This is a genomic window from Lysinibacillus sp. FSL L8-0312 (assembly GCF_038003285.1).
GTDB classification, from domain to species: domain Bacteria; phylum Bacillota; class Bacilli; order Bacillales_A; family Planococcaceae; genus Lysinibacillus; species Lysinibacillus fusiformis_D.
Map to the genome: position 1 here is coordinate 236,065 of NZ_JBBOOV010000001.1, position 12,721 is coordinate 248,785.

Annotated in this window: 14 protein-coding genes; 6 read left to right on the top strand and 8 right to left on the bottom strand. The window is 38.3% G+C overall.

The features are described 5' to 3' along the window. Positions 1–138: 138 nt before the first annotated feature. Positions 139–1,392, top strand: coding sequence for an S-layer homology domain-containing protein (locus MHI22_RS01160; RefSeq protein ID WP_340810840.1), 1,254 nt, complete (start codon positions 139–141; stop codon positions 1,390–1,392). A gap of 184 nt (positions 1,393–1,576) precedes the next feature. Here MHI22_RS01160 and MHI22_RS01165 read toward each other — a convergent pair whose 3' ends face one another. The 4 genes from MHI22_RS01165 to MHI22_RS01180 all read right to left on the bottom strand — a co-directional run bounded on the left by MHI22_RS01165 (position 1,577) and on the right by MHI22_RS01180 (position 4,489). Further along, positions 1,577–2,320: an amino acid ABC transporter ATP-binding protein gene (locus MHI22_RS01165; RefSeq protein ID WP_036127795.1), complete on the bottom strand. Its 744-nt coding sequence runs from the start codon at positions 2,318–2,320 to the stop codon at positions 1,577–1,579. A gap of 11 nt (positions 2,321–2,331) precedes the next feature. Next, positions 2,332–2,988: an amino acid ABC transporter permease gene (locus MHI22_RS01170; protein WP_036127793.1), complete on the bottom strand. Its 657-nt coding sequence runs from the start codon at positions 2,986–2,988 to the stop codon at positions 2,332–2,334. 67 nt (positions 2,989–3,055) lie between these two features. Beyond that, positions 3,056–3,853 (bottom strand): amino acid ABC transporter substrate-binding protein, encoded by a 798-nt coding sequence (locus MHI22_RS01175; protein WP_340810841.1) that lies wholly within the window; start codon positions 3,851–3,853, stop codon positions 3,056–3,058. Between the two features lie 243 nt (positions 3,854–4,096). Beyond that, a complete protein-coding gene (locus MHI22_RS01180) occupies positions 4,097–4,489 on the bottom strand; it encodes a ribonuclease HI family protein (protein ID WP_058844683.1) in 393 nt (130 codons plus the stop codon). A gap of 160 nt (positions 4,490–4,649) precedes the next feature. On the opposite strand from MHI22_RS01180, the gene MHI22_RS01185 reads away from it, so the two are divergent. After that, positions 4,650–4,841 (top strand): zinc-finger domain-containing protein, encoded by a 192-nt coding sequence (locus MHI22_RS01185; RefSeq protein ID WP_036127782.1) that lies wholly within the window; start codon positions 4,650–4,652, stop codon positions 4,839–4,841. Between the two features lie 74 nt (positions 4,842–4,915). On the opposite strand, the gene MHI22_RS01190 is transcribed toward MHI22_RS01185, so the two are convergent. Together MHI22_RS01190 and pepF are read right to left on the bottom strand one after the other, a co-directional pair. Next, entirely contained in the window at positions 4,916–5,899 is a 984-nt protein-coding gene (locus tag MHI22_RS01190; protein WP_058844684.1) for an SEC-C domain-containing protein, read from the bottom strand. 227 nt (positions 5,900–6,126) lie between these two features. Further along, positions 6,127–7,941, bottom strand: coding sequence for an oligoendopeptidase F (gene pepF, locus MHI22_RS01195; protein WP_340810842.1), 1,815 nt, complete (start codon positions 7,939–7,941; stop codon positions 6,127–6,129). Positions 7,942–8,157: 216 nt separating this feature from the next. Here pepF and MHI22_RS01200 point away from each other — a divergent pair, with 216 nt between their 5' ends. After that, positions 8,158–8,598 (top strand): Dps family protein, encoded by a 441-nt coding sequence (locus tag MHI22_RS01200; RefSeq protein ID WP_058844685.1) that lies wholly within the window; start codon positions 8,158–8,160, stop codon positions 8,596–8,598. 191 nt (positions 8,599–8,789) lie between these two features. Continuing rightward, positions 8,790–9,227, top strand: a complete 438-nt coding sequence (locus MHI22_RS01205; protein ID WP_036122993.1) for a general stress protein — start codon at positions 8,790–8,792, stop codon at positions 9,225–9,227. A 100-nt stretch (positions 9,228–9,327) separates the two neighbouring features. On the opposite strand, the gene MHI22_RS01210 is transcribed toward MHI22_RS01205, so the two are convergent. Both MHI22_RS01210 and MHI22_RS01215 read right to left on the bottom strand, forming a co-directional pair. Beyond that, positions 9,328–9,696: a hypothetical protein gene (locus tag MHI22_RS01210; RefSeq protein ID WP_089932535.1), complete on the bottom strand. Its 369-nt coding sequence runs from the start codon at positions 9,694–9,696 to the stop codon at positions 9,328–9,330. A 162-nt stretch (positions 9,697–9,858) separates the two neighbouring features. Beyond that, complete coding sequence (locus tag MHI22_RS01215; RefSeq protein ID WP_036122999.1) at positions 9,859–10,758, bottom strand: DMT family transporter; 900 nt, start codon at positions 10,756–10,758, stop codon at positions 9,859–9,861. Between the two features lie 134 nt (positions 10,759–10,892). Here MHI22_RS01215 and MHI22_RS01220 point away from each other — a divergent pair, with 134 nt between their 5' ends. After that, a complete protein-coding gene (locus MHI22_RS01220; protein WP_036123002.1) occupies positions 10,893–11,771 on the top strand; it encodes a LysR family transcriptional regulator in 879 nt (292 codons plus the stop codon). Between the two features lie 74 nt (positions 11,772–11,845). Beyond that, positions 11,846–12,520: a phosphopantothenoylcysteine decarboxylase domain-containing protein gene (locus MHI22_RS01225; RefSeq protein WP_036123004.1), complete on the top strand. Its 675-nt coding sequence runs from the start codon at positions 11,846–11,848 to the stop codon at positions 12,518–12,520. The last annotated feature ends 201 nt before the right edge of the window (positions 12,521–12,721 follow it).

Here is a 12,721-nt window from a genome sequence, read left to right on the forward strand (position 1 = left end):
GAAGCGGGTTCTTTCATTTTATTAAAATCTTTTTCAGGAATGAGGGGACTAACTAATGACCTTCGGGAATTTGATAGATCCTCTAAAAATGGTAAAATTAGAGTATACAAGAATCTAATTCATTTGGAGGGAATAAATATGAAACGTGGTACTTTTAGAAAGAGCTCAAACAAATTATTACTTGCGACTTTAGCTCTAGCTGTGGCGACTCCGGTGTACGCTATACCTGCTACATATACTGTTGCAGAAGCGGCAACGAAAACGACATTCAAAGATGTTCCTAAATCGCATTGGGCATATGAGTCAATTAAACAAGTAGCAGAAAAAGGGCTTGTGGCAGGTTACAGTGACGGTACATATAAACCATCTGCACAGGTAACACGAGCAGAGTTTGCAACATTCCTATCACGCGTATTCGACGGAAACGACCGTACACCATCTAAATTTTCAGATGTTGGAGCTTCACATTGGGCAAATGACGCTATTCAAGAAGGACTAGCAGTTGGATTCATTAAAGCTAGTGATTTCTCAAATAACAAATTTGAACCAAACAAAGCAATGACTCGCGGTGAAATGTCTCGTTGGTTAGCAAATGGCTTAGCACATGCGAACGCTGATTATGGTAAAGCGATTGAGGAAATGGCGAATTCAAGCCTTACAATTATTCCGATTCCAGAGTTTTATGGTGGCGGGGTAAATAAGAAGGATCTTCCGTATATCGGGGTAGCACTTGGTACTGGATTACTTTCAGGTTATGAAGATTTCACATTCAAGCCAAATGGCAATACAACACGTGCCGAGGTAGCAACCATCCTTATCCGCTTCATGGATGCTATGAAGAAAGCACCATCCGATTTCACAGGGTTAAAAGAGCTTCGTGAGGTTTCTGAAACAGGAACAAACATTTTAACTATTTCTAACTTCAAGAAATCAAAATATGGTGGATATGAAGATATTCTTGGTAAACCTCATACGTATTTAAATAACACAGGTGTCGCTACAATTGAACATGCCATTTTTGTGGATACGACAGGCACTAAACCAAAAGGTATTTTTAAAGATATGTTTTTTAATGAAAAAGGTGAAGATAAAATTCTACTGAATAAAGGGATTTATGCAATCTACTATGAATACACATTCAAGCCAAGTAGGGACGTAAGTGTTCAAAGTGTTAAGAATGGCTCTGATATGAACTTTGCTTCAAACTTATTAGTTGATAAAAGTAAAATTGCGCTGTTTAATTTATCATCCCCAAAAAGTACATCTAAAAATGAATTTTTAAAGGGTGAAACATATCGCTATTGGGCATCTAACGGAGTATTGCCTAAACCTGGTGAAATGTTTGGTAGCAGAACAGATGATGATAGCATGTTCTATTATGAACTGAAATAGGAGTTGATAATTTAATTGAAACTATTAAAAAAAGGTACGATTGTGATCGTATCTTTTTATAGGTCTTTACATGTCAGTAGGGAAATATAGGGATTTTAAAAAACTTAACGAGTTTATAAACAATTTATTTCGAAGCATACACAAGGAAGAAAAATAAAAAGTAGAGCGACATAAACACGCTCTACTAAAGATTCTTCTGTAAAAATGCCTTGGTGCGGTCGTTTTGTGGGTTTGTAAAAAAGTTGTCTGGATGATTAGATTCAATGATCTGACCATCATCCATAAAGACGACCTTGTTCGCTACCTCACGCGCAAAGCCCATTTCATGTGTGACGACAATCATCGTCATGTGGTCTTCAGCTAAGCTTTTCATGACCTTTAAGACTTCTCCTGTCAGTTCAGGGTCTAGGGCAGAGGTTGGTTCGTCAAATAATAAAATTTGAGGATTCATCATCAAGGCACGGGCAATGGCTACACGCTGCTTTTGACCCCCAGATAGATTGGCAGGATAGGCCTTTGCTTTGTCGGCAAGTCCAATTTTCTGCAGTAAATCCTGACAGCGGCTCGTAATAGCCTCCGCTGATTCTGTTTTTAATAAGCTCGGCGCCATTTCGAGGTTTTGCTGGACTGTTAAGTGGGGAAACAGATTGAAGTGTTGAAAGACCATCCCCATTTTAGCTGTTATCGCTTTGATGTGCTGTGGCTTAGCATATTGACCGTTTTGAACAAGAAAATCGCCATCAATCACTATACTGCCACCTTCAATTTCTTCTAAATGTATTAAGCTGCGAAGCATGGTACTTTTCCCAGATCCAGACGGGCCGATGACAGCAATGACATCGTTTTTCTCCACTGTAAATGTAATTTGTTTCAGCACTTCCACCTGATCAAAAGATTTCTTTAAGTTTGTTACTTGCATCAATGCCATATGTGTCACCTCTATTCAAATGTAAAACGTTTTTCAAGCCATTTAAAGAACATCGTCAAGACAAGCGTCATAACTAAATAAATAGCACCCGCGATAAAGAACGGCGTAATCGTGAAGTCACGATTTACGGCTGTTTGCGCAAAATGGAGTAATTCAGGCACAGCTACTGCATAGAGTAGGGCTGTATCCTTAATAAGTGTAACGGATTCATTTGATAATGCGGGTAATGCGACGCGGAACATTTGTGGCAAAATTACACGCGTCGTCGTTTGCCACTTGGATAAGCCAAGTACCTGAGCTGCCTCATATTGCCCTTTATCAATGGCAAGAAGACCGCCACGGAATATTTCTGCAAAGTAGGCAGCATAATTTAAAATAAAGCCAAGGCAAGCGGCCACAAAACGATCAAGTACTAAGTATTCACCGATTACTGGCAGCATAGGTAAACCAAAGCAAATTAATAATAATTGTAGTAATAGTGGTGTACCACGCATGATATAAATATACGTATGTGCAAGCCAAGAGATTGGTTGAATGCGACTTTTTACTGCGAGTGTTAGTAAAAAGCCTAATGGAATCGAAACCAGAATAGCGATGAAAAACAGTAACACTGTCGTTTTCGCACCTTCTAGCATCGGCCATATCATAGTTTGCCAGTAATCCGCCATAAAGATGTCCCTCCAAAAAGAGTAAGAGTTTCACAAAGGAAACTCTTACAAATGATGTGTCCTGTCATTACTTTAATACTTTATCTTCACCGAACCATTTGGTAGAAATTTCAGCAGCTGTACCATCTTCGTTCATTTTGTCTAATGCGGCTTGTAATTTGTCCAATAGGGCTTCATTGCCTGGTTTCACGCCAATTCCATACTGTTCTGGTGCAAGTGATTCCTCTAATAATTTAAATGTATCAGGCTCCTGTGTCATATAATATTCTGCAACAACCGCATCGATAACAACGGCATCAACACGACCTGTTTTTAAGTCGGATAAAGCTAAAACATTATCCGCAAACTCTGTAATTTTTTTCACTTCTTTATGAATTGGATGCCCGTTTAGTGCATCTGCCGCAGAAGAAAGAGATTGAATACCTACTTCTTGTCCAGCTAAATCACTTAGTTTCAAAATCTTTGAATCTGCTTTTGTCATGACAACTTGAGCGTTTTCAAGATAAGGCTTTGTAAATAGTACTTTTTCTTTACGCTCATCTGTAATGGTATAACCGTTCCAAATTAAATCAATTCGCCCACTTAGTAATTCTGCCTCTTTTGTTTTCCAATCGATTGGTTGAAATTCTGCTTCGACGCCCATATGCTCAGCTGCCGCACGGGCTAAATCGATATCGAACCCAACGATGTTGTTCTTGTCATCACGGAAGCCCATTGGCGCAAATTTATCGTCAATGCCAATAATCATTTTTTCTACATCAGCAGCTTTGTCATCTTTCTTTGCTGCATTTTCTTTCGATGTACCACACGCTGCTAAAACGATCACAGCTGTCAGCATCATGAATAAAGTCAATACTCGTTTCATTTTGTTTCCCCCTATAATCTATCGCTTTCGTTTGCTAAACTACTAATGTGTTAAAGGATATCATCGTGATCTAACAATGTCAATATCGTTTTGGATTAATCAGAAAATTAGCTGCATTTCCTAGCATTTTTTGAATGAAGCTTATTTTCATAAAAAGTTTGAATAGGGGGAATAGTAAACAACGGGAGAAAAAGGGGAAAAGAAAACGAGACTGTACATGACGGACAGTCCCATGAAATAGGATTAAGTATTTTTACTTTGAATTGCTTTTCGAGCCAAAGCATCGGCAGCTTTATTTTGTGAGTCGGGCACCCATTTAATAAAGAATAAATCAAAGCTAGTGGCTAGGGCTAAAGCTTTTTCAAGATAAGGTTTAAATTCCTCGTTTTTAACATATTCTTTTTCCATAGAAGCGACAACGATTTTAGAATCCGAGCGTACGGATACTAGTGTTGAGCCTAGCTTTTGTGCTTCTTCAAGACCGCGAACTAATGCAGTGAATTCAGCGATATGATTATTTGTTTCGCCAATATACTCACTAATTTGGATATGATGGCCTTCACCTTTAATAAATAGCCCGATCCCACTTGGACCAGGATTTCCTGCACTGGCAGCGTCTATATAAACTTCTAACATACCATCCCTACTTTGCAATGTGACTTCTCTATAATTGTACAACAAGGATCAGAATCATAGTCTGTAAAAAATGGAACAAACAAAATAGTTGCTTGTTCAAATTGAACGCTTCATAATAATAAGAAGTGAATTTTGGACGTGAAAGGAGCGGGGGCTCAACATGGATAAAGTGACGGTTATGAGGGATATTGACGAACTGCATGATACGTATTGTGCGGATTGCTTGGTGATTAAGCAATTACGTAAAGAACGTGGTAAACCAGGAGCTCACCGTTTCTGTATTGAGGCGTGTTCAGTTGGAGAAAAGTTACAGTTTTTGGGAGAAGAGCTTTTGAAAGTGTATAGTAAATAAAATACGAACCTCATGAGAAAAAGCTACATTGATTAGCAATCCGCTGGTCAATGTAGCTTCTTTCATTATTACTTTTATTTTGTTTCAGCATAACTGCTTAGGTCTTGATAATATTTTGTCAGAGACGAAGCAGAAATATCAAAAGTTGCAGCAATTTCCTTTACGGTCATGGATAGGGATTCGAATAGCTCTTTTTCCTGACCATAACGAATCGCACCAGCTGCAATAGCCGCTTCTTTGCGAGCAGTCGGTTGTCCTTCGATTAAATAGTCCTCTAAAAGTTCAAGCATCGGAGCTGATTCACGCTCATTTTGCTCTAAGAAATCTTTTACTTGTGTCAGGACATTGCTTTCGAAGTTTGAAAATTCCTCACCTTTATAGCCATTCGATACTAATAGCTCCCAGAATGTTAGATGCTCTTCTTTTAAGAATGAGCTTACTTTCTTCTCGGATGCCTCATAGTTTTTCTTAAATTCTTCAAATACTTTTGCATGATCCTCAGGGAAGAAAATTAGGGTAGACACAGCTAAATAATGTGTCGATTTCTTCGTTCCATCTGGTAAGATAAAGGCAAATACATGCATACCTTCAGGAATCGGTTTATTATTTTCACGACGAATAGAAAGCTCTTCATTCGTAAGTAAATGATTAGCCTTGAAATATTTTTCCTCAACAACAGACACCGTACCAATAAATAAAGCCGGCTGAGACCAGTCTTCAAGTACCTTGACAGTAGATGGTCTTACTGCCTTTTTCTTCGTTTTCTTTAAGTAACTTTTCCAAATAGATGGCTCTTGATGGAAGAAAAAGTCGTCTAAAGCGATTGCTTCAATGAGCTCACGCTGTAGCACACTCTCTAATTTAGGCTGCCATGTGCCGACATGCTCAATATATGCACGAACATCTTTACGTTCGGGATATTCTAAGTAAAAAGTTTGTAGCACACGCTCTAATTCTTCGATTTGTACTGTTTCCACTGTTACTTGCTGTTTGCCTTCACAACATTTTTTATATTTTTTGCCGCTACCGCATGGGCATGGATCATTACGTTTTACCATAATTAGAACACTTCCTTTAATAATTGTTAATCGTATATTGCTAAATAATTTGCGTACTCTTAATAATAACGGTACTTTTGTATGAAGAAAAATGATTGTCTATTTTGAAATATCTAAAAAATGTAGAGGGACGCCCTGATTCTATTATATGTACGTATTTTTCCACTTAGAACTAAAAAAAGAAAACGATCTGCACCTTTAGCATGCAGGACCGTTTTCTTGCTAGATTATTGCTGAACCGCTTCAATTTCCAAAGTTAGGCGTTCAAGCTCATCAATCAAATGACCGATATAGGCAATCGTATCACGAAGCGGTTGGTCTGTTGTAATATCGACACCAGCCATTTGTGCTAATTCTACTGGTGATTTTGTGCCACCAGCCTGTAAGACAGCTAACCATTCTTCAACAGCTGTGTCGCCCTCTTTTAAAATACGTTGAGACACTTGTGTAGAGATGGTTAACCCAGCACTATATGTGTATGGGTAAAGACCCATATAATAGTGAGGTTGACGCATCCATGTAAGTTCTGCACCTTCAGAAATGTCGACTGTATCACTCCAGAAATCTTCTAGCACAGAGCGTTTTAATTGATTTAAAATTGTTGCATTAACAGCTTCACCAGCATCAATTAATTCATACACTTTACGTTGATAGGCTGCTTCTAGTAAATGAGTGACAAAGTTATGATAATACGTTTTCGACACAATATTTGAAATCACCCAACGTTTAAACCGTAAATCATCGTTATGTGTTAGTAAATAATTCGCTAACAGCATTTCATTCATTGTTGATGGTGCTTCAATAAAGTATAGAGAAGGTCGGCTATTAAGATAAGATTGATGTTCATGCGTATTCGCAAAATGCCCTGCATGACCAAGCTCATGAATAAGAGTAAAGACTTCATTCATGCGTTCGTTCCATGACATTAAAATATAAGGATGGCTACCATACGGACTTGAGCAAAATGCCCCTGTAGATTTTCCTTTGTTTGGTGCATAGTCAATCCAACGTTCATTGAAGGCTCTATCCATTAAATGATTATAGTCTTCCCCCATAACAGCTAATGCTTTTTCAACATATTCTTTCGCCTCAGCCATCGATAATTTTGGATCATAATCAGAATCAAGCGCTATTTTTAAATCTGCAAATGTCATTTTATCGATACCATTGGCTTTTTGAATTAAAGCTGCATAACGACGCATATGTGGGGCAAGCTCTGTCGTAATTAAATCAATTTGACGATTATAGAGTGAACGATCGACGTCCTGATCAAAGAGTAAATAATCAATGACCGAGTTAAAGCCTCGTAGGTCTGCCATTGTTTTTTCCTGCTGAATATGCGTGTTATACACTTGTGCTGTTGTATGCTGGTAATCGCGTAGCTTGCTTGAAAAGGCTTTAAAGGCAGCGCGGCGTATTTCTGTATTCGCTTCAAACTCCCAGTCATTTTCGTAAAGGACGAAGCTAAGTGGATGCTTTTCACCATTGGCTTCAAATTGACCAAAGTTCATGTCTACTAATTTCGTCGTATTGTATATTTCATATGGTGCATCGAATGTAGCACTAAATGCGGCCAATGCTTTTTCGACTTCAGGATGTAGCTGGTGAGGCTTTTGCTTTAACAGTTCCTCTAGATAACGTTTGTAAAGAGGGCTTGATGCTGCCGCTTCTTGTAAAATAGCTTCATCCAACGCTAGTAACTCACTGCGCACGAAGGAGAGAGCGCTGCTTACCTTTCCAATAGCTGTAGCAAATTTTGCAGCCCGCATTTGCGCTCCATCATTTGTACGATCTGTTTCAAGGTTTAAGCTGGCATACGTGCCAATCGGAACAAACCTTTTCTGTAGCTCTTCAAAGGCAGATAGCACGTCAATAACTTTTTGTGCATCTGTAATCGTTCCTTGGTATTGCTGCTCGAAGCTAAGTGCGTCTTCCACCAATTGTGCTAAAGTAGGTTCAAAATCAGCATCATGGCTCAATAAATCTGTTAAATCCCAAGTTTCTTCTACTGCTACATCTTTTCGTAATGGTAAAACTTCCATTCATAGACACCCCTTTACATGTAAGTGATTTCATTATAACGAAACTATTTCGGAAAGTGAAATAATTTCATAGAATAGTTGCAATATTCTTAATGTAGATCGTTTGTCGAAGACATGTTTGAAATATTGTCGGGCGGGAACAATAGATGTATAGCCGACATCATTTGTTACACATATTAAAGGCTAGAACAAGACATATTGGAGGAGAAAGTGATTATGACACAAAACTTAAACAAACAATTAAATAAGCTAGTGGCTACATGGTCTGTACTTTATACAAAGCTGCACAATTATCATTGGTATGTGACAGGACACTCATTCTTTACACTGCATGCAAAATTTGAAGAGTTGTATAATGAAACAACCTTGAATTTAGATGAAATTGCAGAGCGTATTCTTTCAAAGGATGGCAAGCCAGTCGCAACATTAAAAGAACATCTAGAGCTTTCCTATGTAGAGGAGGCGGCAGGAAATGAGACGACAGAGGAAATGGTCGCTACGATAATTTCGGATTTCCAAAAGCTCATGAAAGCATTAAATTCCACAATGGAGCTAGCAGCAGAAGAAGGGGACGATCGTACAGAGGATTTACTTAACGCCATGTACCAATCTCTTGAAAAGCATACATGGATGTTAAAAGCCTTTCTTGACAAGTAAAAACGACAGTTACAGCATGTTGGAGATATTAAGTACTCTGGCATGCTTTTTTTCTGCGATTAATGCTTGATGTCAAAGCCATAACATGTATTAAGGGTTCATAACAATTATGACAGTTTGGTAAAAAGCGTTTGCTTGTATATAGCAAGGGTAATTATCTAGTAAGCCATATAAATTAGGAGGAATTGAACATGATGAATGAACAAAACCCACAAATTGAGGTGGCCCATACGAGGGATGAAATGCTTCACATTTTAGAAAGTATGCGGTTAGAAGGTTATCAACAAGAGGATATTCATATTATTGCGAAAGATTCCGAACAGTTTGAGGATGTAAAATGGGATGCTGATGTCCAAACACATGAGGCTGGTAATTGGGTGGACCAATTTAAGTCTTGGTTTACAGGTGACTCGGCTGTGACAGAGGGCTTAAAACGATTTAATCTATCAGAGGGACAAATCGCTTATTATGCACATCTTGTGGAGCAAGGTAGTATCGTCTTATATGCGGAACGTGAGGATGATGTAGATCCGCTACAAGCACATTCTGAGACAGTTGCCGAGCAAGAGGCACGTTTAAAACAGCAAGAGCGTATGATAGAGGCAGAGCAATATAGAAGGTTTTTATAATGATCAAACCAGTGAGATATGGCTCTGGCTTGCTGGTTAAAATATAGACAAAGTCGTTTTATTCGACTTTGTCTATTATTTTATTTAATATTGTTGTCCTTTAAATCCCATATCTATATTTAGCAATGTTATCCTTCGCATTTAAAATCGAAAGTATCGGGTCACTTGTAGGCTTTTCAAATGGCTGCTTAAACAGGTTATGAGGCATAGTATGTAAATGGCTAGCTTCTTTATTGTCATGGCTTTGTTTAGTTTCCATCAGGAGTACTCTTTGTCCATTTGGTTTAACAAGATATTGACGCACATAGCCATTTTCGTGTCTGACTTCAATTTTCGGTTTGTTCTTTTTGGCGTCTTCCTCTTCACTGCCATCCACATATTTGAGTAAATCCAATAGGTTTTCTGTTTTAATAGGTTGATTGACCTTAGCTGGTAAATAGTATGATGTATTTCGGGGTTGAATTTGCATAGATGACTCTCCTCCAATTAGTTTCTGTAAAAAATAGACTGTATAGTAAACTATTTTACATGTAGTGATGCTATAAATTCAATACATAGTAGAAAAGGAAGCTTGAGATATAACTCTCAGCTTCCTTTTTCATTCGTAAATGAAGTGACATGACACACTATTTTATTGTATGACTTTTTCCTGTGCTTCTTTTTTAATAAAACGTAACGCATGGAAGTGCTCTAATTGAGCCACTAAATTACCGATAAGGATAAAGCTACCGCCAATCACTAATTTCACTGTTAAACTTTCACCAATAAACATCATGGCAAACATGGCTGCAAAAATTGGTTCTAATGAAAAAATAAGTCCTGTATGTGTAGCAGAAGTATACTGTTGTGCAACAGTTTGGCCAACAAAGCAAAATGCACTACAAATGATACCGAGCCCTAAAATAGCCAGCCAGGATGACATTGAATTTGGCAATGTCGGTGTTTCAAATATAAATGTTAAGACAAGGGCATAGATACCAGCAAAGCCGAGCTGATAAATTCCGTATGAAATGGATTCAACATTTCGTGTAAATGAGCTATTCAGTAGTAAATAAATGGAATAGCATAGTGCTGCAATGGCTACTAATAAATCCCCTTTATGGAAGGTGAATGAGCCATGTGCTGTTAAGACTGTAATACCAATCATCGTGCAAATGACCGCAAAGCTAACGGCTCTCGATGGTAATTTTTTTTCAATGAAACTGCTGAAAATCGGCACTAATACTACGGTTAGGCTTAAAATAAAGCCTGCATTTGAGGCAGAAGTAGACTGTAAACCAAATAAACTTAACGCGAACACAATGAATAATAAAAATCCTTGAATAGCCGCATATTTTAATGTTTTACCATTTACTTTGATCATCCGTTTATAAAAAATAAGTCCTGCTACGAAAAATGCAATGATACAACGCAATGCCACCACATTATAAACTGCCAATGTTTCAAGCCCCATGACCATAAAGGTATAAGATAGTCCCCAAAACATTGTGACAATAACCATCAATACATTTGCTTTTCCTTGGATACTCATTATGTTCACCTACCATCTGTGTACTAAAACAGTTTTTATACTAAAATTTACTATATATCTTGTATTGTGATTAGTAAAACGAATGTTTATAATGAATAGGATTAAAAAAATTCATGTATATAGAGGGATGACGAATGAGCTTAGTTAAATATGAGATTTTAACAAAGGTGGCAGAGGTAGCAAGCTTTACAAAAGCAGCGGATGCACTAGGACTAACGCAGTCTGCTGTGAGCCATGCCGTGTCTAGTTTAGAAAAAGAATTTGGCTTTGCTCTCATTCATCGAAGTCGTGCAGGTGTAACACTGACGAGTGAGGGGCAGACCATGCTAAGGGCGATGCGTCAGGTTCTGGATGCCCAGGAATTATTGCAGCAGGAAGCGGCCCATATACTGGGTGTAACACGCGGAAAAGTTCGAATTGGCGTTATTTCAAGTATTTCCTCGAATTGGATGCCAGAAATTGTTCGTATTATGGATCATCAATTTCCAGGGATACAAGTAGAGTTACGAGAGGGAGATTATTACGAAATTGAACAATGGCTGCTAAGTGGGGAAGTCGAGGTAGGATTCTTGAATGGTCAAAAATCAGAGCAATATCAATTTATGGAATTACAACAAGACCCTTTATTATGTATTGTTTCGGATAAAAGCCCTTTATTTCATAAGACAGAAATTGATATTGTTGACCTAGAAGATATGCCTTTTATCATGACTTCCTATAAAGGGACAAATGATGTAAAGGTACTGTTGGAGCAATATCATGTAAAGCCCCATATTCGCTTTGAGCTTTCTGAGGAGGTAGGGATTCTTTCAATGATTTCCCATCATTTAGGCATTAGTATTTTGCCTCAATTGGTCATTCAACATTTACCATCAACGTTAAAAGCAATCCCGCTAAAGCAAGGAGGCTACCGTACCATTGGAATTGCGATGAAGCACCATGCTTCCCCTGTTACCAAGAAATTTGCGGAAATATTAAGTGCTTGGTTAAAAGAGCAAAATAGTACGCTATGATTGTGGCTATTGAAGCACATCCTTACATTACGTTAAAATAGTATTTGTATATATTGTAGAAAATAGGTGAGTGTATGGGGACATTACAAGGCAAAACCGTACTCATTACAAGTGGGGGAACACTTGAAAAATGGGATCGTGTACGAGGGCACACGAATTTATCAAAAGGGACAATGGGCTGTTATTTAGCAGAGGCCGCATTGGCTAAGGGTGCGAATGTAATATATATGCATGGCTACTTTGCACAGCTTCCAGCAAATCACGACAAAATGACATTGGTAAAATTTGAAGGTATTGAGGATTTAGGAGAAAAGGTACGTCATGCGGTTCAGCTACAACAAGTCGATATTGTTATTATGGCTGCTGCTGGCTCCGATTGGGTTATTGACAAGGTTTATGATCAATCCGGTAATTTAATGGAGGAAGCGGGGAAAATGCCTTCTGACGAACCACCTATTATCCATTTTAAAAAGGCACCAAAAGTATTAGGGCAAATCAAGGGCTGGCAACCGAATGTAACGCTAGTGGGCTTTAAGCTAGAAGCTACAAATGATGAGGATTTTTTACTCGCTCGTGCAAGACTGCGTATGGAAGCCGCGCATGCTCAATTTATGGTTGCAAATAGCTCGCAGTCTTTATATGGCGGGGATGAGCCTCATTGGATCGTGCCTGCTGAGGGACAACCAATTAAGGTGATGGGCAAGCAACAGACAGCACAAACTTTAATGGAATGTTTGCATAGGGAATAACGTGATGAACTGTGGAGAAGGTCATGCTTCTACACAGTTTTTTTCTTTGCCATTGTGGTTAGATAGACTGACATAGCATACAATACGATAGGATTATGAGTGAATTGTAACAGAGAGGATGCTATTACAAAGTATTCAGCTAGGTTTTCTAATATTTTATATTGACATTCGGATAACAGAATTATAGAATTATTTTCAAGA

Bases quoted from the DNA above. Each gene is read 5' to 3' on its own strand.
- MHI22_RS01205 (WP_036122993.1), top strand. From the start codon at position 8,790: ATGATGAATGAACAAAACCCACAAATTGAGGTGGCCCATACGAGGGAT.
- MHI22_RS01215 (WP_036122999.1), bottom strand. From the start codon at position 10,758: ATGAGTATCCAAGGAAAAGCAAATGTATTGATGGTTATTGTCACAATG.
- MHI22_RS01160 (WP_340810840.1), top strand. From the start codon at position 139: ATGAAACGTGGTACTTTTAGAAAGAGCTCAAACAAATTATTACTTGCG.
- MHI22_RS01190 (WP_058844684.1), bottom strand. From the start codon at position 5,899: ATGGTAAAACGTAATGATCCATGCCCATGCGGTAGCGGCAAAAAATAT.
- MHI22_RS01170 (WP_036127793.1), bottom strand. From the start codon at position 2,988: ATGGCGGATTACTGGCAAACTATGATATGGCCGATGCTAGAAGGTGCG.
- MHI22_RS01165 (WP_036127795.1), bottom strand. From the start codon at position 2,320: ATGGCATTGATGCAAGTAACAAACTTAAAGAAATCTTTTGATCAGGTG.
- MHI22_RS01200 (WP_058844685.1), top strand. From the start codon at position 8,158: ATGACACAAAACTTAAACAAACAATTAAATAAGCTAGTGGCTACATGG.
- MHI22_RS01175 (WP_340810841.1), bottom strand. From the start codon at position 3,853: ATGAAACGAGTATTGACTTTATTCATGATGCTGACAGCTGTGATCGTT.
- MHI22_RS01220 (WP_036123002.1), top strand. From the start codon at position 10,893: ATGAGCTTAGTTAAATATGAGATTTTAACAAAGGTGGCAGAGGTAGCA.
- MHI22_RS01180 (WP_058844683.1), bottom strand. From the start codon at position 4,489: ATGTTAGAAGTTTATATAGACGCTGCCAGTGCAGGAAATCCTGGTCCA.
- pepF (WP_340810842.1), bottom strand. From the start codon at position 7,941: ATGGAAGTTTTACCATTACGAAAAGATGTAGCAGTAGAAGAAACTTGG.
- MHI22_RS01185 (WP_036127782.1), top strand. From the start codon at position 4,650: ATGGATAAAGTGACGGTTATGAGGGATATTGACGAACTGCATGATACG.
- MHI22_RS01210 (WP_089932535.1), bottom strand. From the start codon at position 9,696: ATGCAAATTCAACCCCGAAATACATCATACTATTTACCAGCTAAGGTC.
- MHI22_RS01225 (WP_036123004.1), top strand. From the start codon at position 11,846: ATGGGGACATTACAAGGCAAAACCGTACTCATTACAAGTGGGGGAACA.